This window comes from Streptomyces sp. NBC_01622, from assembly GCF_045209635.1.
Taxonomy (GTDB): domain Bacteria; phylum Actinomycetota; class Actinomycetes; order Streptomycetales; family Streptomycetaceae; genus Streptomyces.
Genome location: NZ_CP109293.1, coordinates 10,857,742 through 10,878,761, shown reverse-complemented (window position 1 = coordinate 10,878,761; position 21,020 = coordinate 10,857,742). Strand labels below are relative to the sequence as shown.

The 21,020-nt window shown below is 69.9% G+C and carries 20 protein-coding genes; 5 read left to right on the top strand and 15 right to left on the bottom strand.

What is annotated here, in order from left to right:
• Positions 1-5 precede the first annotated feature (5 nt).
• From OH768_RS50280 to OH768_RS50265, 4 genes are all read right to left on the bottom strand, one after another.
• Entirely contained in the window at positions 6-764 is a 759-nt protein-coding gene (locus OH768_RS50280; protein ID WP_406465763.1) for an IclR family transcriptional regulator, read from the bottom strand.
• Between the two features lie 248 nt (positions 765-1,012).
• Positions 1,013-2,023, bottom strand: a complete 1,011-nt coding sequence (dmpG, locus tag OH768_RS50275) for a 4-hydroxy-2-oxovalerate aldolase (RefSeq protein ID WP_406464034.1) — start codon at positions 2,021-2,023, stop codon at positions 1,013-1,015.
• The gene (locus tag OH768_RS50270; protein WP_406464033.1) at positions 2,020-2,970 is read right to left on the bottom strand and encodes an acetaldehyde dehydrogenase (acetylating); all 951 of its coding nucleotides are present in this window, start codon (positions 2,968-2,970) and stop codon (positions 2,020-2,022) included. Before OH768_RS50270 ends, dmpG begins: the two co-directional genes overlap by 4 nt.
• Positions 2,967-3,839 carry a 2-keto-4-pentenoate hydratase gene (locus OH768_RS50265; RefSeq protein WP_406464032.1) on the bottom strand — a complete coding sequence of 291 codons (873 nt, stop codon included), beginning with the start codon at positions 3,837-3,839 and terminating at the stop codon, positions 2,967-2,969. Before OH768_RS50265 ends, OH768_RS50270 begins: the two co-directional genes overlap by 4 nt.
• A gap of 230 nt (positions 3,840-4,069) precedes the next feature.
• On the opposite strand from OH768_RS50265, the gene OH768_RS50260 reads away from it, so the two are divergent.
• Positions 4,070-5,677: an FAD-dependent oxidoreductase gene (locus OH768_RS50260; RefSeq protein WP_406464030.1), complete on the top strand. Its 1,608-nt coding sequence runs from the start codon at positions 4,070-4,072 to the stop codon at positions 5,675-5,677.
• Positions 5,678-5,731: 54 nt separating this feature from the next.
• On the opposite strand, the gene OH768_RS50255 is transcribed toward OH768_RS50260, so the two are convergent.
• Both OH768_RS50255 and OH768_RS50250 read right to left on the bottom strand, forming a co-directional pair.
• A complete protein-coding gene (locus OH768_RS50255) occupies positions 5,732-6,343 on the bottom strand; it encodes a TetR/AcrR family transcriptional regulator (RefSeq protein ID WP_406464029.1) in 612 nt (203 codons plus the stop codon).
• Between the two features lie 36 nt (positions 6,344-6,379).
• The gene (locus tag OH768_RS50250; RefSeq protein ID WP_406464027.1) at positions 6,380-7,240 is read right to left on the bottom strand and encodes an alpha/beta fold hydrolase; all 861 of its coding nucleotides are present in this window, start codon (positions 7,238-7,240) and stop codon (positions 6,380-6,382) included.
• A 169-nt stretch (positions 7,241-7,409) separates the two neighbouring features.
• Between OH768_RS50250 and OH768_RS50245 the strand changes: the two genes are divergently transcribed.
• Together OH768_RS50245 and OH768_RS50240 are read left to right on the top strand one after the other, a co-directional pair.
• Positions 7,410-8,282, top strand: coding sequence for a VOC family protein (locus OH768_RS50245; RefSeq protein WP_406464026.1), 873 nt, complete (start codon positions 7,410-7,412; stop codon positions 8,280-8,282).
• A gap of 326 nt (positions 8,283-8,608) precedes the next feature.
• Positions 8,609-10,201, top strand: a complete 1,593-nt coding sequence (locus tag OH768_RS50240; protein WP_406464025.1) for a peptidoglycan-binding protein — start codon at positions 8,609-8,611, stop codon at positions 10,199-10,201.
• Positions 10,202-10,369: 168 nt separating this feature from the next.
• On the opposite strand, the gene OH768_RS50235 is transcribed toward OH768_RS50240, so the two are convergent.
• From OH768_RS50235 to OH768_RS50220, 4 genes are read right to left on the bottom strand one after another with little or no spacing between them, the layout of a single operon-like run.
• A complete protein-coding gene (locus OH768_RS50235; RefSeq protein WP_406464024.1) occupies positions 10,370-10,561 on the bottom strand; it encodes a ferredoxin in 192 nt (63 codons plus the stop codon).
• Positions 10,562-10,574: 13 nt separating this feature from the next.
• Positions 10,575-11,387: a mycofactocin-coupled SDR family oxidoreductase gene (locus OH768_RS50230; protein WP_406464022.1), complete on the bottom strand. Its 813-nt coding sequence runs from the start codon at positions 11,385-11,387 to the stop codon at positions 10,575-10,577.
• Between the two features lie 16 nt (positions 11,388-11,403).
• On the bottom strand, positions 11,404-11,613 hold the full coding sequence (locus tag OH768_RS50225) for a hypothetical protein (RefSeq protein WP_406464021.1): 210 nt from the start codon (positions 11,611-11,613) through the stop codon (positions 11,404-11,406).
• Entirely contained in the window at positions 11,610-12,755 is a 1,146-nt protein-coding gene (locus OH768_RS50220; RefSeq protein WP_406464019.1) for an amidohydrolase family protein, read from the bottom strand. Before OH768_RS50220 ends, OH768_RS50225 begins: the two co-directional genes overlap by 4 nt.
• Positions 12,756-12,936: 181 nt before the next feature.
• On the opposite strand from OH768_RS50220, the gene OH768_RS50215 reads away from it, so the two are divergent.
• Positions 12,937-13,800, top strand: coding sequence for a mycofactocin-coupled SDR family oxidoreductase (locus tag OH768_RS50215; RefSeq protein ID WP_406464017.1), 864 nt, complete (start codon positions 12,937-12,939; stop codon positions 13,798-13,800).
• 9 nt (positions 13,801-13,809) lie between these two features.
• On the opposite strand, the gene OH768_RS50210 is transcribed toward OH768_RS50215, so the two are convergent.
• The 5 genes from OH768_RS50210 to OH768_RS50190 form a co-directional block, all read right to left on the bottom strand.
• Entirely contained in the window at positions 13,810-14,787 is a 978-nt protein-coding gene (locus OH768_RS50210) for an NADPH:quinone oxidoreductase family protein (RefSeq protein ID WP_406464015.1), read from the bottom strand.
• The gene (locus OH768_RS50205) at positions 14,784-15,965 is read right to left on the bottom strand and encodes an acyl-CoA dehydrogenase family protein (protein WP_406464013.1); all 1,182 of its coding nucleotides are present in this window, start codon (positions 15,963-15,965) and stop codon (positions 14,784-14,786) included. Before OH768_RS50205 ends, OH768_RS50210 begins: the two co-directional genes overlap by 4 nt.
• Positions 15,962-16,729 carry an SDR family NAD(P)-dependent oxidoreductase gene (locus tag OH768_RS50200; RefSeq protein ID WP_406464011.1) on the bottom strand — a complete coding sequence of 256 codons (768 nt, stop codon included), beginning with the start codon at positions 16,727-16,729 and terminating at the stop codon, positions 15,962-15,964. The genes OH768_RS50205 and OH768_RS50200 overlap by 4 nt, the downstream gene beginning before the upstream one ends.
• 50 nt (positions 16,730-16,779) lie before the next feature.
• Complete coding sequence (locus OH768_RS50195; protein WP_406464009.1) at positions 16,780-17,928, bottom strand: acyl-CoA dehydrogenase family protein; 1,149 nt, start codon at positions 17,926-17,928, stop codon at positions 16,780-16,782.
• A 124-nt stretch (positions 17,929-18,052) separates the two neighbouring features.
• On the bottom strand, positions 18,053-19,525 hold the full coding sequence (locus tag OH768_RS50190) for a FadR/GntR family transcriptional regulator (RefSeq protein WP_406464008.1): 1,473 nt from the start codon (positions 19,523-19,525) through the stop codon (positions 18,053-18,055).
• 192 nt (positions 19,526-19,717) lie between these two features.
• Here OH768_RS50190 and OH768_RS50185 point away from each other — a divergent pair, with 192 nt between their 5' ends.
• On the top strand, positions 19,718-20,953 hold the full coding sequence (locus OH768_RS50185; RefSeq protein WP_406464007.1) for an acyl-CoA dehydrogenase family protein: 1,236 nt from the start codon (positions 19,718-19,720) through the stop codon (positions 20,951-20,953).
• The last annotated feature ends 67 nt before the right edge of the window (positions 20,954-21,020 follow it).

The window sequence follows — 21,020 nt, the reverse complement described above, 5'->3', positions numbered from 1 at the left end:
CCCGCTTACAAGGTCACCGCCTCGGTCACATCCCGCCGATACGACTCCCCGCCCCCGAACAGTTCCTCGGACACGGCCCGTACGGCGTTCACGACCAGCGGAGCCACCAGCTCAAGCGGTGCGCGCCCGTCGCCGACGACCGAGATCGCGCCGACCGGGCCGTCTGGCCCGCGCAGGGCGAGGCCGACGCAGCCGAGGTCGGGGAAGCACTCGCCCCGGTCGATCGCGAGGCCGTTGCGTCGGCGTACGGTACTCAACTCCCGGTGGAGCAGGTCGAGTCGGCCGATGCTGTGGGAGGTGCGGCACTCCATCGACTGCTGGTAGCGGGCGTCGATCTCCTCCGGGCTGAGCCAGGCGAGCATCGCCTTGCCGAGACCGGTGCAGTGGGCTACCGCCCGCCCGCCGACCCGCGAGGGGATGTCGACCGCGGCCCGGCCGCCGATCTTGTCGAGGTAGTAGATCTCGGGGCCGTCGAGCACCGCGAGATGGACGACCATCTTCGTCCGGACGGCCAGGTCGAGGAGTTGGGGCGCGGCTGCCGCGCGCAGTGTGCTGTGCCCGATCTCCCGCCCGCCGAGACCGAGCGCGCGCGGCCCCAGCGCGTACCCGGCGACGGTGTGGTGCAGCCAGTCCAGGCGCACCAGTTGGTCGAGGATCCGGTGGGTGGTCGAGCGGGGCAACTGGGTCCGGCGGGAGACCACTTCGAGGGTGAGGTGTGTCTGGGGCCGCTCGAAGAGGTCCATGATCAACGTCACACGCTCCATCATCGAAGGTGGCAGCGCATGCCGGTCGGCCTCGTATCGCGGCTCCAGTCGAAGGGCAGACGTCATCGTCAATGCCTCTCTACTCAAACTGAAATCAATTCTAGTTCGGCGCCTTCGTCAACGTATCAACGGCGTCGGACGCGGGCCAAGAGGCGTGCACGAGTTTATTGGTACGCCCGGTCTAATCAACGCGCGAAAGCGCCGCCCCCGGCCTGTGGACCGGGAAGCGGCGCTACCGGAACGCGCGATCAGCAGCCGCGCGTGAGGTCCAGCGCTATGTCCACGATCATGTCCTCCTGCCCGCCGACCAGCCCCCGCCTGCCGACCTCCTGGAGGATCGTGCGCGCATCGAGGCCGTACTGTCCGGCCGCCGTCTCGGCGTGCCGCAGGAAGCTGGAGTAGGCGCCCGCGTAGCCGAGGGTCAGGGTCTCCCGGTCGACGCGCACGGGGCGGTCCTGCAGCGGCCGTACCAGATCGTCGGCGGCGTCCTGGAGGGCGAACAGGTCACAACCGTGCTCCCAGCCAAGGAGGTTGGCGACGGCGACGAACGGCTCGATCGGGCAGTTGCCGGCGCCCGCGCCCTGTCCGGCGAGGGACGCGTCGACTCGGGTCACCCCTTCCTCCACCGCCGTGACGGAGTTGGCGACCGACAGGGACAGGTTCTCGTGCGCGTGGATGCCGATCTGGGTGTCCGGGTCGAGGACGTCCCGGTAGGCGCGGATGCGGTCGCGGACGCCGTCCATGGTCAGCCGGCCACCGGAGTCGGTGACGTAGACACAGTGCGCGCCGTAGGACTCCATCAGGCTTGCCTGGCGGGCGAGTTCGGCGGGGTCGGTCATATGGGCCATCATCAGGAAGCCGGAGACGTCCATGCCGAGTTCGCGGGCGGTGGCGATGTGCTGGGCGGCGACGTCGGCTTCGGTGCAGTGGGTGGCGATCCGGACCGAGCGGACGCCGAGGGAGTACGCCTGCTTGAGTTCGGCGATGGTGCCGATGCCGGGCAGCAGCAGGGACGTGAGGGTCGCCCGGTGGATGGCGCCGGCGGCGGCCTCGATCCATTCCCAGTCGGTGTTGCTGCCGGGGCCGTAGTTGAGGCTGCCGCCGGACAGTCCGTCGCCGTGGGCGACCTCGATGGCGTCCACGCCCGCCTGGTCCAGGGCCGCGCTGATGGCGGCCACGTGCTCGGGCGTGATCCGGTGCCGGATGGCGTGCATGCCGTCCCGGAGGGTGACGTCCTGCACATAGAGCCTGGGGGTCACCGGGTCACCTCGGTGGAGAATCGCTGGGCGATGCGCTCGGCGACCCGCAGGGCGGCCGAGGTCATGATGTCGAGGTTGCCGGCGTAGGCGGGCAAGTAGTGGGCGGCGCCCTCGACTTCGAGGAAGACGGACACCTTGGTGGTGACCTCGGAGGCGTCTCCGGTGAAGAGGGTGTGGACCGGATCGCCGGCCGGGATCGGGGTGAACTGCACCTGTTGCTTGAGCCGGTAGCCGGGCACGTACTCGGCGACCGCGTCCACCATGCCCTCCACGGAGGCCCGCACCTGCTCCTGGTCCGCGTCGCCGATCAGGCAGTACACGGTGTCCCGCATGATCAGCGGCGGCTCGGCCGGATTGAGCACGATGATCGCCTTGCCGCGCCGGGCTCCGCCCACCTTCTCGATCGCGGCGGAGGTCGTCTCGGTGAACTCGTCGATGTTGGCCCGGGTTCCGGGTCCGGCCGACTTCGAGGCGATCGAGGCGACGATCTCGGCGTAGGGCACCGGCGTGATCCGGCTGACCGCGTGCACGATCGGGATGGTGGCCTGGCCGCCGCAGGTGACCAGGTTGAGGTTGTCGACATCGTTGGCAAGGTGCTCGTCGAGGTTCACCGGCGGCACGACGTACGGGCCGATGGCCGCGGGTGTGAGGTCGACGAGCCGTTTGCCGTACGGGGCGAGGCGCTTGGCGTTCTCGACGTGTGCCTTCGCGGACGTGGCGTCGAAGACGATCTCGATGTCGTCGAAGCCGTCCATCCGGATCAGCCCGTCCACGCCCTCGTGGGTGGTGGGCACCTTCAGGCGCGCGGCGCGGGCGAGGCCGTCCGAGTCGGGGTCGATGCCCACCATCGCGGCCATCTCCAGGGTGTCGGACAGCCGCAGCACCTTGATCATCAGGTCGGTGCCGATGTTCCCGGAGCCGATGACGGCCACCTTGGTCTTCGTCATCCCTGTTCCTTCGAAGAGTCCGATGAGTCGGATGAGTTGGCTGATTCCACTACGTCGGAGAACGTCGCGGTCACGGTGCCGAGGCCCGACATCTCGGCCCGTACGGTGACTCCCGGCGGAGTGGGCACCAGAGGCCCCAGTGCCCCGGAGAGCACGACCTGACCGGCCCGCAGTGGATCGCCGAACTCCCGCGCGGTGCGCGCCAGCCACAGCAGCGCGGCAAGGGGATCACCGAGGCAGGCCGTGCCGTCGCCCTCGGACGCGAGCTGACCGTCGGCGTACAGCCGCATGCGCACGTCCCGGGGTTCGAAGGCCTTCAACTCGACCCGCTCGCCGCCGAGTACGAACAGTCCGCTGGACGCGTTGTCGGCGACGGTGTCGGTGATCGCGATGTCCCAGTCGGCGACCCGGCTGTCCACGATCTCCAGCGCGGCGACGCCGTACGCGACGGCGGACCGGACCCGCTCGAGGTCGAGATCGTCGTCGTCGAGGTCGGCCGCGAGGACGAACGCGACCTCGGCCTCGACCCTGGGCTGCAGCAGCCGCTCGCTCGGCACGGCCGGCAGCGCGCTGACGTCCATGTCGGCGAGGAGCACCCCGAAGTCGGGCCGGTCGACGCCGACTTGGCGCTGCACCGACTCGGAGGTCAGTCCGATCTTGCGGCCGACGACGCGTGCTCCGGCCGCGATCCGGCCGGCGACGACGCGCTGTTGGACGGCGTAGGCGAGGCTGATGTCGGTGGCGCCGAGCAAGTCCCGTACGGGAGCGCACGGTTGACGGTCACGGACCGCGCGCGTCAGTCGTACGACCGCCTCGGCCACCGCCGCCTCACGGTCCGCCACGGCCCTCGGTTCCCAAACGTCTGTCATTCGCATCCTCAACTCGTGATGGTCTCCAGCCTGGGCATCCGTGCCCCTTCACGGGCCCGCGCGTTCCGCTCACCGGGACTCGATCCGGGGTGGACAAATGGTCTCGCTGAGCGAGATGACCGGCCGGAGCCGGGGAGTTGGCTCGATACCGTCGCCCGCACATTGCGAGAGGTTGTGGCGTTGAGCCGCGCTCGGCCGTCGAGAACGTCAGCACACCTGAGGAGGTCATCTTGGCCAGCAACGAGGACGTCTACGACGTGATCGTGGTCGGGTCGGGCGGAGGTCTGGTCGGCGCCTGTGCCGCCGCCTCGCGCGGACTGCGCACCCTCGTCATCGAGAAGACCGACCGGGTCGGCGGCACCACCGCCTACTCCGGTTCCGGTCTGTGGTACCCCGGCTCCGCGCCCATGCGGCGGGCCGGACTCGACGACAGCATCGAGGACGCGAGGACCTATCTGCGCGACACCGTCGACGACGAGTCGCGCGAGCCGCTCCAGGAGGCCTATCTGCGGGCCGGCGTACAGCTGATCGACGAGCTGGAGCAGAACCCGTGGTTCCAGTCGTTCGAGCATCTCCCGGTGCCGGACTACTATCCGTCGGTCGCCGGCGCGTCCCCCACGGGGCACACCGTCTTCCCGCCGCAGGTCACCGTCGCCGAGCTCGGCGAACACGCGCGGCTGGTCCGCGCCTGCCTGCCCACCCAGCGCTGGGGGCACGACGAGGGCCCGGTCCTCAGCGGAGGCCGCGCGTTGATCGGCAGGACGCTGGCGGCGTTCCTGGAGACGGGCCACGGCACGCTCCGGCTCGACACGGCGTTGGAGAGCCTGGTCGTCGAGGACGGCAGGGTCGTCGGCGTGGAGGCGGTGAGCGACGGCGAACGGGTCACGTTCCGCGCCACGGGCGGCGTGATCCTCGCGGCCGGCGGTTTCGAGCGCAACCGCGAGCTGCGCGAGAAGTACCAGCCGGTTCCGGAACGCGGCAGCGAGTGGACCCACGGCGCCCCGGGCAACACGGGCGACGCGCTCCAGGCCGGCATCGCGGTCGGCGCGGCCACCGATCTGCTCGACGCGGCCTGGTTCACCCCCGGGCTCGTCTGGCCGGACGGCCTGCCGCTCTTCCACACGGGCACCCGTGGCGGAATCTGGGTCAACGCCGCCGGTGAACGCTTCGTCAACGAGACCCGCCCCTACGACCAGGCGGGCCGCGAGATAGTCCGCCTGCACGCAACTTCGGGCGTCTCGCACATCCCCGCCCACTGGATCATCGACCAGCGCCAGCTCGACCGGGACGGCTTCGGCGGCCCGTACGACGAGCCGGTCCGCCCCGAGTGGTTCGAGTCGGGCGCGCTCAAGAAGGCCGACACGCTTGAGGAGTTGGCGCAGCTGATCGACGTACCGCTGGACGCCCTGCGCAAGACCATCGAGGAGTTCAACGGCTACGCGCACACCGGGGTCGACGAGAAGTTCCATCGTGGCGAGACACCTTGGGACCAGATGGCCCAGTACGTCCTGGGCTTCCCCGCCCTGCCCCAACTCAACTACCCGGCACCACCGCCCACGACCGACTGGCCCAACCCGCTCCTGCCCCCGCTCGACACCCCGCCGTACTACGTCGCGACCATCCTCCCGGCCGACATCGGCACCAAGGGCGGCCTGAGGATCGACGAGCACGCGCGGGTGCTGCGCCCGGACGGCGGCCCGATCGAGGGACTCTACGCGGCCGGCAACACCGCCGCCGCGATGACGGGACGCGTGTACCCGGGCGCGGGGGCTCCCATCGGTTCGAGTGTCGCGTTCTCGTATCTGGCCGTGCTCGACATCGCGGACACCAAGAACTGACACAACGTCAAGTGCCCGGGACACCAAGGGTGTTCCGGGCACCGTCATGATGTCCTACGGCGTGAGGAGCAGCCGTGCGGCCAGCCGCATGTTGGTCTCCGCCTCCTTGGTGGTGAGCTCCTCGGTGAGCATGGCCACGAACAGGCCCCACCAGCCGTAGATGAGCAGGCGTGCCCGGCTGCGGTCGGTCTCCGAGGCCTCGCGGACGCCGCCGAGGTGGCGCAGGATGGCCTGGCCCAGGGGGCTGTCGACCAGGTCCGCGCGGGCCGGGACGACGCTCGTGTACTCGGTGAACGACGACAGCGCCACCGCCGAGGCGAGCAGGGGGCTGTCCAGCAGCTTCACGCTGAGCGTGATGAGGAGTTCCGCGATGTCGGCGGCGGCGTCCGTGCCCTCGGCGGCGACGGCCGTATTGCCGTGGCCGCCGACGAACTGCTCGATGTGCCACTCCAGGACCGCCATGAACAGATACGGCTTGGACGGGAAGTAGCGGTACAGGGTGGCGATGGCGACGCCGGCTTCCTTGGCCACGTCGTGCATCTGGACGCTGGCCAGTCCCTCGCGGGCGCCGAGTTCGGAGGCGGCGCGGAGGATGCGGACCCGGCGGGCGGCCTGGCCGCTCGACATCGGGGCCGCCGGTTGCCGTCCCTCAGCGGGTCTCGCCACGTCGTCCCCCCGGTCGTTGGGTGTTCCCGCCGACGCTCAGGACGCCTCGGGGCGGGTCAGGAAGGCCAGGACCGCGCTCTCCCAGGCCTCCTTCTGCTCGATCATGGCCCAGTGTCCGCAGTCGGGCAGTACATGCAGTTCCGCTTTGGGAATCGTACGCATCGGGATCAGCGCGCTCTCCAGCGGTGTGACCCGGTCGTCGCGGCCCCACGTCAGCAGGGTGGGCGCGGTGATCTTGTGGAGGGCGGCCCAGATGGGCTGGTCGGAGTGGGCCTGGGCGGCCTGCATGGCGGCCATGGCCTGTCGGCCGTAGATCCGCCGGGAGGCCTCCAGGGTCGCGGGCTCGGTGGCGCTCGCCCAGCGCTCCTCGATGAGTTCCTCGGTGAGGAGGGACGGGTCGTGGACCATCGACCGCAGCCACTGGAGCAGGTTCTCGCGGGTCGGGTTCTCGGCGAACTCGACAAGCAGGTTGAGGCCTTCGCTCGGTCCGGGCGAGAGGATGTTGCGGCCGACGCCGCCGATGGTGACGACCCGGCGGAACAAGTCCTTGTGGGCGACGGCGAGTCCGGCGGCGACGAAGCCGCCCATGGAGTTCCCGATGACGTCGACGCGGTCGAGGCCGAGGCCGTCGAGGAAGCGCAGGACGGCCTTCGGGGCCGCCGTCATCGGGTTCTCGTCGGTGGGGTCGCTGACCCCGAACCCGGGGAATTCCAGGGCGAGACAGCGGAAGTGCTTCGCGAACAGGGGGAGGTTTCCACGGTAGTTGCGCCAGCCGGTGACGCCAGGACCGGAGCCGTGCAACAGGAGCAGGGGCGGCCCGTCACCCGCCTCGTGGTAGCGCAACGTGCCCTCGTCGGTGTGCAGCTCGCGCAGGGTGTCCTCAGCGGTGAGTGTCATGGCGGTGCGTGGCCTCCGGTCGCGGGGTGACAGGCGACAGTCACCGTGCCACCGGGTCCCGGCCGGGTGTCGTACTCCTCCCGATCAGTGGGACGTCCACGACTCCTGGTCCGCCCGCCTGATTAGCGTCGGACGGCAAGGACTTGACGACGGTGATGGGAGAGCCCTGATGGGTGTGCGCTCACTCGGGTATGTACGGCTGGAATCCAGTGACATCGAGAAATGGAAGGTGTTCGGGGCGGATTTCCTCGGCCTGATGCCTGTTGCGGGCGGCGACCCGGAATCCCTGTACTACCGGATGGACGACTATCCGGCCCGCATCGTGGTCTCCCCCGGTTCGCAGAGCGGCATGACCGCGCTGGGCTTCGAGGTCATCGACGAGCGGGAGTTGGCGAGGCTGGTCGCCGACGTCGAGAAGACCGGCATCAAGGTGACCGCCGGCACCGAGGACGAGGCAGCGGAACGGAAGGTCACCGGCTTCGTGAAGTTCAACGACCCGGGCGGCAACCCGGTCGAGCTTTTCTACGGCGCGATCCTCGACCACGTTCCGGTGCACACGCCGCTGGTCTCGGGCTTCCTGACCGGCGACATGGGCTTCGGGCACGCCATCGTCTCCGCCGAGGACGCGCGGGGCACCTTCGACTTCTACGTCAACACCCTCGGCTTCATCGAGCGCAACACGATGCGCTCGCCGGGCGGCACGACCTGGTTCATGGGCTGCAACCCCCGCCACCACACCCTGGGCGTCACCCCGGCGCCCGGCCCCGGGCGGCTGCTGCACTTCATGGTCGAGGGGAAGACGCTGGACGACGTGGGCCGCGCCCTGGACCGGGCCGCGAAGCTCGAGGTCCCGATGATGCACTCGCTCGGCAAGCACACCAACGACCACATGGTGTCGTTCTATGTGTGGTCGCCGGAGAACTACGCCGTCGAGTTCGGTTGGAACGGTCTGAAGGTGCCGGAGCCGGTGCCCGTCTACGAGATCACCGACGGCGCGTTCTGGGGCCACCGCTTCACCCCGCCGCCGCAGCCCGCCGGCTGACCCGAGCACGCGGCAGAACTGCCCCACGGTCCACGGCCGTGGGGCTGTTCGGTGTCAGTTCCTGTGTCACATCCTCTTTCCACAGGTCATGACGTCACGCGGCCCGGCCTGTCCCGCGGCCACGCCGGAGCCGTCCCGCGAAACCGTCACGCCACTGTGGATCCCGGCAGGTCAGCGCCGGTGTCGTCCCGCCGTCCCACCAGATCCCGACTCGTTGTGGACACGGGCCGGACCGGGGCCCAAAGATCACCTGCAGCGCTGCTTCCGACTCTCCAGCGGCTCCCGCGTTGCTCACCGCAACCAGACGTCAGGAACGGGAACGTGTCATGAACCTGTTTGACAACAACCAACAACTGTCTCGACGCAGGCTGCTGACCCTCGCCGGCGGCGCCGCGGTGGCCACCGCGGCCGGCATCGGATTCGCCCAGTCGGCATCCGCGGCTTCCGCGGCGTCCTCTGCGACCGGCTACGGGATCGACTACTCCGACGCGTCGCTCACCGCCGGTTCGGTCGCCGCGGCGGGCTACGGCTTCGTGTGCCGCTACCTCAGCTGGCTGCCGAACCCGAAGGTCCTCACCCTGTCCGAGGCTCAGGCCCTGACCGCCGCGGATCTGGGCATCGTCTCCAACTGGGAGTCCGACGGGCTGCAGTCCTGGCAGAGCGGCGTCCCCGCCGACCCCTACTCCCAGGGGGCCGGGCATGCCACTGAGGCGCAGCGGCAGGCACTGGCCAACGGGATGCCGTCGTCACGGCCGATCTACTTCAGCGTCGACTTCGACCTTCAGCCCTCGATGTATTCCGCGCTCAACTCCTACTACGACGGCGTCGCCTCGGTGATCGGCCGGTCTCGGACCGGTGCGTACGGCGGCTACCACGTGATCAAGGAACTCTTCGACAACGGGAAAATAGCCTGGGGCTGGCAGACGTACGCGTGGTCCAGCGGGAACTGGGACAGCCGCGCGCAGTTGCGGCAGGTCCAGAACGGCATCTCGGTCGCCGGGCACGACGCGGACCTCGACCAGGCGATGGCCGCCGACTGCGGGCAGTGGGGCGGCACGGGCGGCGGCGGTACCGGCGTCATCCTGCCGTCCTGGCCGAACATCACCGACGGCATGACGGGGCCCAGCGTGCAGGCGGCGCAGTACCTGCTGCGCTACCACGGTGCCTCGATCACCGCCGACGGCCAGTTCGGGGCGGGCACCCTCGCCGCGGCCAAGAGCTTCCAGTCCGCACACGGCCTCGGCGTCGACGGCCAGATAGGCCCGCAGACCTGGTCCGCACTGATCGTCCAGGTCCAGGACGGCTCCAGCGGCGACGCCGTCCGGGCCGCGCAGGTGGAGCTCAACCGGTTCGGCTACGGCCTCACTGTCGACGGCAGCTTCGGCTCCGGCACCGTCAGCGCCGCCCGGGCCTTCCAGTCCGCGCACGGCCTCGGCGTCGACGGCCAGGTGGGACCGCAGACCTGGCAGATGCTCGTGGGTACCGGGACCGGCGCCACGGGCGGTGGCACCGTCGCGCCGCCCTGGCCGAATGTCATCGACGGCGACACCGGGAACAACGTGCTGGCCGCGCAGTACCTGCTGCGCTACCACGGCGCCTCGATCACCGCCGACGGCCAGTTCGGCCCCGCCACCCTCGCCGCGGCCAAGAGCTTCCAGTCCGCACACGGCCTGAGCGTGGACGGCCAGATAGGCCCGCACACCTGGTCCGCACTGATCGTCCAGGTCCAGCAGGGCGCCACCGGCGACGCCGTCCGGGCCGCCCAGGTGGAACTGAACAAGTTCGGCTACGGCCTCACCGTCGACGGCAGCTTCGGCTCCGGCACCGTCAGCGCCGCCCGGGCCTTCCAGTCCGCGCACGCCCTCGGCGTCGACGGCCAGGTGGGACCGCAGACCTGGCAGATGCTCGTCGGCAGCTGAGGCCACCGAGCCCCTCCGGCGCGCGCCCAGGCGACACCACAGGCGAAGGTCCACTGCCGGCGCTGATGGTGTCTTCGGTGGAGCTGCGGGACGGCTGTCAATGCCGTCCCGCACCGGGCTGGGTGCGCGCCAGGTGGATCGGACGCGGGTGTCGTCGGTCCACTCGACTCAGCGCTCGACGGTGACGGCCCGCTCCGGGCAGGCCAACTCCCCGTTCCTGGCCGCCTGTTCGAGTTCCGGCGGCACCTCGCCGTCGTAGGGCAGCGCATAGCCGTCGTCGTCGAGCCGGAACACCTCCGGCGCCGCCGCCGCACACCTCGCGTGCCCGCTGCACAGCGAGGAGTCGATCGTGATCTTCATGCACAACTCCGTTCTACGGCTTGTTCGTCGAGCCGGCGTCGACGGTGAACTGGAGGCCGGTGACGTAGCGCGACTCGTCCGACGCCAGGAACAGGACGGCGTTCGACACGTCGCGCGGTTCGACGTACGGGGCGAGTGGGTTCATCGCAACCAGCGCGAACAGCGGTTCCCGCGCGGCGAGTTCCTCGATCGGGACGCCGACGGTGATGCCGGTGTCGCTGACGCCGGTCGGGTGCACGGTGTTCACCCGGATGCGGTGCGGGGCGAGTTCGTTGGACAGCGCCTTCATCAGGCCGACCACACCGTGTTTGCTGGCCGTGTAGTGGGCGTACGGCACATGGCCGCGGATGCCGGCTGCGGAGCTGGTGATGACGATGGAGCCGCCCTGCCCGGCCTCGATCATCCTGGGCACCGCGGCCCGCACCGTGTTCCAGGGGCCCTTGAGGTTGACGTCCATGTTGACGTCCCAGGCCTCCTCGGACAGCTCCCAGGCGGCGCCGATGCTCATCACTCCCGCGTTCGCCACCACCGTGTCGAGCCGTCCGAACTCCTCCCATGCCGCGTCGACGGCGGCCCGCAGCTCCACCACCGAGCGCACGTCGGCCTGCATGGCGATGCAGCGGCGGCCGGTCGCCCGCACCAACTCCGCGGTTTCCTCCAGCTGTTCCTTCGACGCCAGCGAGTAGGGCAGCTCGTCGCTGATGTCGTGGCACACGTCGGTCACGACGACATCGGCTCCCTCCTCCGCCAGTCGCACGGCGTGGGAACGCCCCTGACCTCGGGCGGCCCCCGTGATGAGCGCCGCCTTGCCTTCCATGCGACCCACGCCGGCTCCCCTTTTTTCAGCGGACATTCAGATCCTCGGCGGCCTCGCGCAGGGCACGCAGCCGGGTGTCGAGGAGTTCGTGCTCGGCCGCGTCGTCCGCGCCGAGTTCGGCGAGCCGGCGGACGGTGAGACCGATCTCCTCCTGGAGGCGGCCGTACGCCTCGTCGCGGGTCAGCAGGTCGAGGTCGGTCCAGTCGGAGCGCTCGGACTCCGGGCGCCCGCTCATGCGGGGAGGTTGTAGAGGCGGCGGGTGTTCAGCTCCACGATCTTGTGCACCTCGTCGTCCGGCACGTCCGCGAGGACCTCGGCAGCGTAGGCGCGGCTCTTGGGCCAGTACGAGTCGGAGTGCGGGTAGTCGCACTCCCAGGTGATCTTGTCGACGCCGATGTGATGGCGTACGTCCACACCGAACCGGTCGTCGATGAAGCAGCCGTGCATGTGCTTGTGGAACAGGTCGGAGGGCCGCACGGTCTGGTTGACGTTCTGGTAGAAGCGGTGCCGCTCCCAGGTGCCGTCGATCCGCTCCAGCAGGTAGGGGATCCAGCCGATGCCGCCCTCGGAGAGCCCCACCTTGAGGTCGGGGTGCTTGTGGAACACCGGGGAGAACAGCAGGTCGGCGGTGGCGAACATGGAGTTGCAGGCGAACAGCGAGATGGTCACCGCGAAGGGCGCCTCCGGGGCCGTCCTGGGGGCCGAGCCCGAGGTGCCGAAGTGCAGGCACAGCGGCATGCCGGTCTCCTCGGCCGCCGTGAACACCGGGTCCCAGTGGTCGGTGTGGAACGACGGCAGGCCCAGCGGGACCGGGTTCTCCGGGAACGAGATCGCCTTGGCACCCTTGGCCGCCGTACGCCGGATCTCGGTGGCGCAGGCTTCGACGTCCCACAGCGGCAGGATGACCAGCGGAATCAGCCGGCCGGGTGCGGTGGCGCACCACTCGTCGAGCACGAAGTCGTTCCACGCCTGCACGCAGAGCAGGGCGAGTTGACGGTCCTGCCCGTCCAGGAACACGGTGCCGGCGAAGCGCGGAAACGACGGGAAGCACAGCGCGCCCCACACCCCGTCCAGGTCCATGTCCCGCAGCCGGGCCTTCGGGTCGTAGCAGCCCGGGATCATCTCGTCGTAGCGGGTCGGTTCGAGGCCGAACTCCTCGGGCGACTTGCCCGCTACGGCGTTCAGGCCGATGTAGGGGTAGATGCGGCCCTCGTAGTTCCACACCTCGGCGGGGGCCTGGCCCTCTCCCCGTGCCTGCTCGACGATCCTCGGCCCGCGGTCGCGGTACTTCGCCGGCAGGCGGTCCGTCCACAGGCGCGGCGGCTCGATCAGGTGGTCGTCGGTCGACAGCAACTTCATCCATGGCTGCAATGGCATCGATGCGCTCCCTCGAATCTCATGGACTCTCTAGCACCGGCCGAATTGTGTGCACTGTTCAGGTCCCACTGAACGGAAACCGGCCAGCAGTCAGCGGACTTGATACCGATCATGAATCACGAACAGCACCATCGGACGGTATTCAGGCTACTCTTTTATCTCCGGCGGAAGGAGCCCCAGGATGGGCCGAGTACAGGACAAGGTCGTGTTCATCACCGGGGCGGCGCGCGGACAGGGCCGCGCCCACGCGCTCCGGCTGGCCGCGGAGGGCGCCGACATCATCGCCGTCGACCTGTGCGAGGACATCGCGACCAACGCGTATGCGCTGGCCACTCAGGACGACCTGGACGAGACCGTGCGCCAGGTCGAGAAGCTCGGGCGACGCATCGTCGCGCGCAAGGCGGACGTACGGGATCCGGCGGCGCTGAAGGCGGCCGTGGCCGACGGGGTGGCCGAACTCGGGCGGCTGGACGCCGTGGTGGCGCAGGCCGGTATCGCGCCGCTCGGCCCCCAGCAGGGCGTGCAGGCCTTCATCGACGCCGTCACCGTGGACTTCAACGGTGTCGTGCACGCCGTCGAGGCCGCCCTGCCCCATCTGCCGGACTGCGCCTCGATCGTGGCGACCGGGTCCATCGCGGCCCTGACCCCGGCGACCGTCGACAACCCGTCCAACGGCCCCGGTGGCCTCGGTTACTCCTTCGCCAAGCGCCAAGTGGCCGCGTTCGTCCATGACTTGGCGACGGTGCTGCTGTCCCGGCGGATCCGGGTCAACGGCCTGCATCCCACCAACGTCAACACGGACATGCTCAACAGCGACATCATGTACCGCTCGTTCCGGCCCGACCTCGAGAACCCGACCCGCGAGGACGCCCTGGTGTCCTTCCCCGCGACGACCGGGATGGACATTCCCTACGTCGAGCCGGAGGACGTCTCCGACATGGTCCTCTTCCTGGTCTCCGACGAGTCCCGCTATGTCACCGGCATGCAGATGCGGGTGGATGCCGGCGGCTACGTCCGCAAGCGCCCTCAACTCCCCACGTTCTGAAGGACTTTGCTACGAGGTGAGATCCAGGACCACCTTGCCGGTGGTCCTGCGCTCGGCGACATCGGTGAGGGCGGTGGCGACCTCGGCGAGCGGGTGCACTCGGGAGACCAGCGGGCGCATGCCGTCCCGGACCATCGCGGCCAGGGCGCGGTCGGCGGCGGCCACCGCGTCAGGTGCGTACTGGCGCACCGTACGGATTTCGAAGCCCCGCACGATCAAGTCCTCGAGCAGCACCAGATTCAGCGGGATGCGCGGGATCTTCCCGTCGGCGTACCCGACTGTGACGAACCGGCCGCCCCGGCGCAGCGCGCGCAGGGCGGCCTCCGCGTGGTCGCCGCCCACCGGGTCGATCACGAGGTGGACGCCCTCGCCGCCGGTCAACTCCCTTGTGCGGAGCTTGAGATCCTCGTGAACGTAGTCGACGCCGGCCTCGGCGCCGAGCTTGCGGGCGACCGTCAGCCGCTCCTGGCTCGACGCGGCGGCGACCACCCGCATACCGAGCCGCGTCGCGATGTCGACGGCCGCCGAACCGACCCCGCCGGCCGCACCGAGCACCGCCACCCACTCCCCCGCAGTGCCCTGTCCGACGGTGACGAGGGAGTGGTAGGCGGTGGCGTACGTGACGTGGAACGCGGCGGCGTGCACCATGTCGAGGCCCTCGGGCACCTGGCGCAGGCTCGCGACGGGCACCACGACCTGTTCGGCGAACGCGCCGGTGAGCACCGCTCCGGCGACAGGTGAGCCGACGGGTGGGCCGGACACTCCCGGGCCCAACTCGGCGACCACACCGGCGAATTCGCTGCCGGGTGTGAAGGGCAGGGGCGCGGGAACCTGGTAGCGGTTCGCCACGAGGAGCACGTCCGGGAAGTTCACCGCCGCCGCGTGCACCCGGACCAGTACCTCGCCCGGTCCGGGGCGGAGGCCGTCGAGTTCGACGACCGAGAGACCGCCGGGCGGCCCGTACTCCGTGCAGCGCGCGGCCCTCATGGTGTCCTTCCCACTGTCGTCGGCATGGCTGGGTCGCGGGGCAGGCCAAGGACCTGTTCGGCGATCGTGTTGCGCTGGATCTCGGCAGTGCCCGCACCGATGGACGAAGCCCGCGTGCGCAGGAATCCCCATACCCAGCGCCCGCGTTGGACGGCATGCGGGTCGCGGCGGTCGAGGATGCCGTACGGTCCGAGCAGGTCGACCGCGAACTCGTGCAGCTCCTGCTCGAAGATCACGATGGACAGCCGTGCCGTCGAAGAGGCGGGCCCGGGCTCGCCCTTGGCCATGATGTCGGCGATGGTGCGCATACCGGTGAGCCGCATGACACGCACCCGGATCTCGAAGTCCGCGAGCCGGTCGCGGACGATCGGGTCGGCCGTGGCCCCACGCTCGTGGGCGAGTTCGATCAGTTCGTCCAACACTCGGCGGTACAGGGCCGCTTGGTTCATCGCGCCGGCCGCGCGCTCGTGCCCGAGGCTTGTGCGCACCAGCGGCCAGCCGCCGTTCTCCTCGCCGATGCGGTTGGCGACCGGGACGCGGACGTCGTCGAAGAAGATCTCGCAGAAGTGCGCGTCACCGGTCAGGTCGCGCAGCGGCCGTACCGTCACGCCGGGGGCATGGGCATCGACCAGGAGGTAACTGATGCCGTCCTGGCGGGAGTCGGGCGGACCCGTGCGGACGAGGGTGAAGAAGATGTCGGCGATGTCGGCCGAACTGTTCCACACCTTCTGCCCGTTGACGACGTACTCCTCACCTTCGCGCCGTGCCGTCGTGCGCAGCGCGGGGAGGTCCGAGCCCGCCTCCGGTTCTGAGTAGCCCTGGGCCCACACCATGTCGCCGCGCAGCATGGGGCGCAGATGGCGCTCCTTCTGCTCGGGCGTGCCGTATTTGATGAGGGTGGGGGCGGCGATGCCCAGCCCTGTGCCCAGGGGTCCGGGGACGTAGGCGCGTACGTACTCCTCCTGGTAGCTGACCTGGCGTGCGAAGGACAGGTCCATGCCGCCGTACTCGCGCGGCCAACTCGGGCCTGCGTAACCGGCGTCGTAGAGGGTGGCGAGCCATTTCTTCTGCCAGGCGACCCGCTCGACGGGGTCCCTGGGGCGGCGCCCGGGGTGCTGCTCCGTGAGGAAGGCCCGCAGGCGGGCGCGGAATTGGTCGTCCGTCTCGTCCGCTGTCATCGCGGGGCCATGCGGATGGCGCCGTCGAGGCGGACGGTCTGGCCGTTGAGGTACGGGTTCTCCAGCATCTCCACGGCAAGGCGGGCGAAGTCGTCCGGGTCACCGAGGCGCTTGGGGTGCGGTACGGAGGCGGCGAGGCCGTCGCGGATGTCGGCGCGGAGGCGGCCGAGCATCGGGGTGTCCATGGTGCCGGGGGCGATGGTGTTCACGCGGATCTGCCAGCTGGCCAGGTCGCGGGCGGCGACGAGGGTGATGCCGTGGACTCCGGCCTTGGCGGCGGTGTAGGAGGTCTGCCCGATCTGGCCGTCGAAGGCCGCGACCGACGCGGTGAGCACTACGGCGCCCCGGTCGCCGTCGACGACCTCGTTGCCGGCGAGGCGGGCGGCGGAGAGGCGCAGCACGTTGTAGGTGCCGATCAGGTTGACGCGTATGACCTCGGCGAAGGTGTCGAGTTCGCCGGGGTTGCGGTCGCGGTCGATGATCCGGGTGCGGTCGCCGCCTCGTCCGGCGCAGTGCACGACGGCGCGCAGGGTACCGAGTTGCTCTGCTGTGTCGAGGGCGGCGCTGACCTCGGTCGGGTCGGTGACGTCGGTGCGGACGAAGCGTGCGGACTCGCCGAGGTCGGCGACGGCCTTGACGCCCTGTTCCTCGGTGATGTCGGCGAGGACGACGCGTCCGCCGCGTTCGATGATGCGTCGCGCGGTGGCCAGGCCGAGCCCGGAGGCGCCGCCGGTGACGAGTGCCGCTGAACCGTCGATGTTCACACCCAACTCCTCATGGACTGCAGGGTTTTAAAGGCGAGTTCCGCAGGGTCTCAAAGGCCCAGGGACTTGCTGATGACGAGCTTCATGACCTCGCTGGTACCGCCGTAGATGCGGGTCACGCGGGCGTCCGCGTACAGGCGGGCGATCGGGGATTCGAGGATGTAGCCGTAGCCGCCGTGCAGTTGGAGACAGCGGTCGACCACGCGCCCCTGTGTCTCGGTGCAGAACAGCTTGGTCCGTGCCGCGTCCACGGGGTCGAGTTCGCCCGCGACGAGCGCGGTGATCGCCGCGTCGAGCAGAGCCTGCGCGGCCGTCAACTCGGCGTCCAGGGCGGCGAGTTCGAACTTCGTGTTCTGGAACTGGGCCAGCGGCTTTCCGAACACGGTCCGGTCGCGGACGTAGGCGACGGTCAGGTCGATCGCGGTACGGGCCTGGGCGACCGCGCCGACCGCGATGGCCAGGCGTTCCTGGGCGAGGTTGCGGCCGAGGAGGGTGAAGGCGGCGCCTTCCTCGCCGAGGAGGTTGGCGGCGGGCACGCGGACGTCGTCGAAGGCGAGTTCCACGGTGTCCTGGACGGCCAGGCCGATCTTCTCCAGCTTGCGCCCCACCGTGAAGCCGGGCATGCCCTTCTCCACCACGAGGAGGGAGAGCCCGGCGCGCCGATTGTCCGGGTTCACGGTGGTACGGGCGACCACGATCACCAGGTCGGCGTGGTGACCGCCGGTGATGAAGGTCTTCGCCCCGTTGAGTATGAAGTGGTCGCCGTCACGGACCGCGCGGGTGGTGATGCCGGCGAGGTCGGAGCCGGTGGCGGGCTCGCTCATCGCGATCGCGGTGTACAGCTCGCCGGAGGCCAACCCCGGTAGCCAGCGCGCCCGTTGCTCGGCATTGGCCAGGCCCGTGAAGTACGGGACGACGATGTCCAGGTGGGTGCGCAGACCGCCGAGCGTGACACAGGCGCGTGCACACTCCTCCTGGATCACCGCGTTGTAGCGGTAGTCGTCCTGGCCGCCCCCGCCGTACTCCGCCGGAATCGACGTGCCGATGATGCCGAGCTTGCCCAGTGCGGTGAACAGGTCGCGGGGGACGAGTCCGGCGCGCCGCCAGTCCTCGTACGAGGGGACCACCTCGCGGGCGATGAAGCTACGGACCAGCAGACGGAAGTCCTCATGGGTCTCTTCGAACAGGGTCCGGCGCATCGGATCTCCTTCGGCTCGACCTATTCAGTATACCTAATTAACCTCGGCGGACACAGCTCGATCCAGCGGAACGCCCCATGAGCCCGAAGGCCGTATGGGGCGTTGCCGGTTGAGCTTCAGGGAATCAGTGCCACCAAGGGATCAGCGCGTCCAGGTGGCGGCGCATCCGGTGCCGGGCGACTCCGGCGTCGCCCTCGACGATGGCGTCGAGAATCCGCTGGTGGACGTGCTGGACCTCCTCGGCCGCGGTGTCGCCGGGCAGTGGCCGGTCGTGGCCGGAGGCGTGGCGGCGGAACAGCTCGGTGATGATGGACAGGAACAGCGACAGCACCGGGTTGTCGGAGAGCGCTGCCAGTTCGGTGTGGAAGAGGTCGGCCTTGCGCGGGTCGTCGGCCGGGCCCTCCGTGCTCCAGCGGACGGCCTTGCCGAGCCGTTCGGTCACCTCTTTGTCGCCCTCCGCGACTCTGGCCGTGACCCGGGCGACGATGCCGAGTTCGATGGCGTTGCGGACGATCCGCAGGTCGTCGGCGGTGACGCCCTGGTACTCCAGGAACAGCGCCATGGTGTCGATGCTGGCCTGCGGTTCGGGCTCGGTGACGATCAGCCCGCCGCCGGGACCGCGGCGCATACGGGCCACCGAGTGGTACTCCAACAGCCGTACGGCTTCCCGCAGTACGGCCCGGCTGATCGAGTAGCGGGCGAGCAGGTCGGCCTCCGAGCCGAGCACCATGCCGGTCTGCCAGCCGCGCGCGGCGATGTCGTCGTGGATGCGTGCCGCGACCACCTCGGCGAGTTTGGCGCGCGGGCCCTCGACCAGTTCGGGCTCGACGACATTGCCGGCGATCCGCTGCCCGCGCCGCACCCGGTGCTTCTCGATCCAGCCGGCCACCGACTCCAGATGCGCGGTCAACTCCGTCTGGGCGCGGGCCCCGTCGTCGGCGATCACCGCGTCGACCACGGCTTTGTGCGCGCGGTGCGAGGTGTCCTTCGCCGCGTGCATCTCGGTCTTGGAGATACGGCGTGAGGTGTGCGCGTAGCGGGCGGTGAGCCGGGTGAGGACGTCGACGAACAGGTGCAGCACCGGGTTGCCCGACAACTGGGCGAGCACGGGGTGGAGGGGGTCCTGCGAGTGGACACCGGGGTCGTCCCAGTGGTCGAGTTCGGCGTCGAGCGTGGTGCGGAGGGTGTCGATGCCCTGTTCGGTGATGCGGTCGGCGGCGAGTCCGGCGGCGATCGGTTCCAGCAGGAGGCGGGCCCGGAGCAGGTCGGTGACGCTCGTGCCGACGTATTCGAGGTAGATCACCATGGCGCGGGTGGCCGGTCCCGCGTCGGGTGCGCAGACGATCAGGCCACCGTTCGGACCGCGCCGCATCCTGGCCACCTGGTGGTGCTCGACGAGCCGCACCGCCTCGCGCAGCACCGCCCGGCTCACCCCCAGCCGCTCCCGCAGATCCACCTCGGACCCCAGCGACTCGCCCACCGGCCAGCCCTGACGGATCACGGTCGCCTCGATACGGCGGGCGGTCTGCGCGGCCAGCTTGCCGACCGGGACACCGGTCTCGCCGTCGGCGGGCTCGCGGTCGACGGCAGTCGCCATGGCCAACTCCTCTGGGGCGGATATTGCGGATGCCCAGTCTATTCGCCACCTGGGCCGAAGGCGTGCGATTCGGGTACCTGGAACCTAGATAAGGCCACTTTTTCTGGCCTCAGCCCCTGGCAAGCGGGGGATTGACGTGGTTAGAGTAGCCTCATTTCGGGGCCGCGGCACGAGAACAGGGAGCCGACAGCGATGCGTCTGGAGTCCACGCCCGAGCTCGAAGCGTTCCGGAGGAAGGTGCGCGCCTTCGTCGCCGAGCACGCTCCCGGCATCAAGACCCATACGGGGGTGCGCGCACCGGAGCCGGAACTGATGCCGGCGATCCGGGAGTGGACGGCGAAACTGTTCGAGGCGGGCCTCCTCGGGATCGACTGGCCGGCCGAGTACGGGGGCCGACCGGACGCGCATCCGCTGGAGCCGTCCGTCGTGGCCGAGGAGATCGCCCGTGCCCGCACCTGGCAGCCGATCGGCGCCGCCTCGCTGGCCTCGGCCGCGCTGCTGGAGTTCGGCACCGACGACCAGCGGGCGCACTTCCTGCCCCGCATCCGGTCCTGCGAGGACGTGTGGTGCCAGCTGTTCAGCGAGCCGGAGGCAGGCAGCGACCTGGCGGCGCTGCGGACGCGGGCGGTCCGCGAGGATGCGGGCGAGGACGCGGTGTTCGTCGTGGACGGCCAGAAGGTGTGGACGACCAACGGCCAGCACGCCGACATGGGTTACCTGCTCGCGCGCACCGACCGCGAGGCCCCGAAGCACAAGGGCATCACGGCGTTCGCCCTCGCTCTGCGCAGCCCCGGCGTCGACATCCGGCCGTTGCGGGAGATCACCGGCACGACCGACTTCAACGAGGTCTTCCTCGACGGCGTGCGCATCCCGGCCGCGAACGTGATCGGGCGGGTGAACGACGGCTGGCGGGTGGCGATGAGCAGCCTCGGCCACGAGCGCTCCGGTGTGGCCGCGCGCGGTGTCGAACTGATCGCCGTACTCGACGACTTGCTGCGCCTCGCCGCGCGCACGTCGGTCAACGGCGGGCCCGCGCTGGACGATTCCGCGACCCGGCAGGCGATCGGCGAACTGGCCACGCGGGTGCAGGTGAACGCTGCGCTGATCGGGCTCGCCCAGTCCCGGATGCTGCACAACACGGAAGGGCCCACCGACTCCCTCCTCGGCAAGATCTTCTTCAGCGAACTGAACCACGACCTGGTCGACTTCGGCCTCGGCCTCCAGGGCACGGACGGGCTCTTGATCGAGGGCGACGAGGACGCCGTAGCGGACGGCTGGTGGCAGGACGCGCATCTGTACTCGCGGGCTTACACGATCGCCGGCGGGGCGAACGAGGTGCTGCGCACGCAGGTGGCCGAGCGGGGGCTCGGGATGCCGCGGGAGCCTCGCCGACCCGCCCCGCCAGCAAATGGACCACCCGGTCAATAAGTGGGCCTCGCATTCCTTCACCGGCTCCGTAAAGGCTTCAGGGAGATTGATTGTACCGATCGGTCTC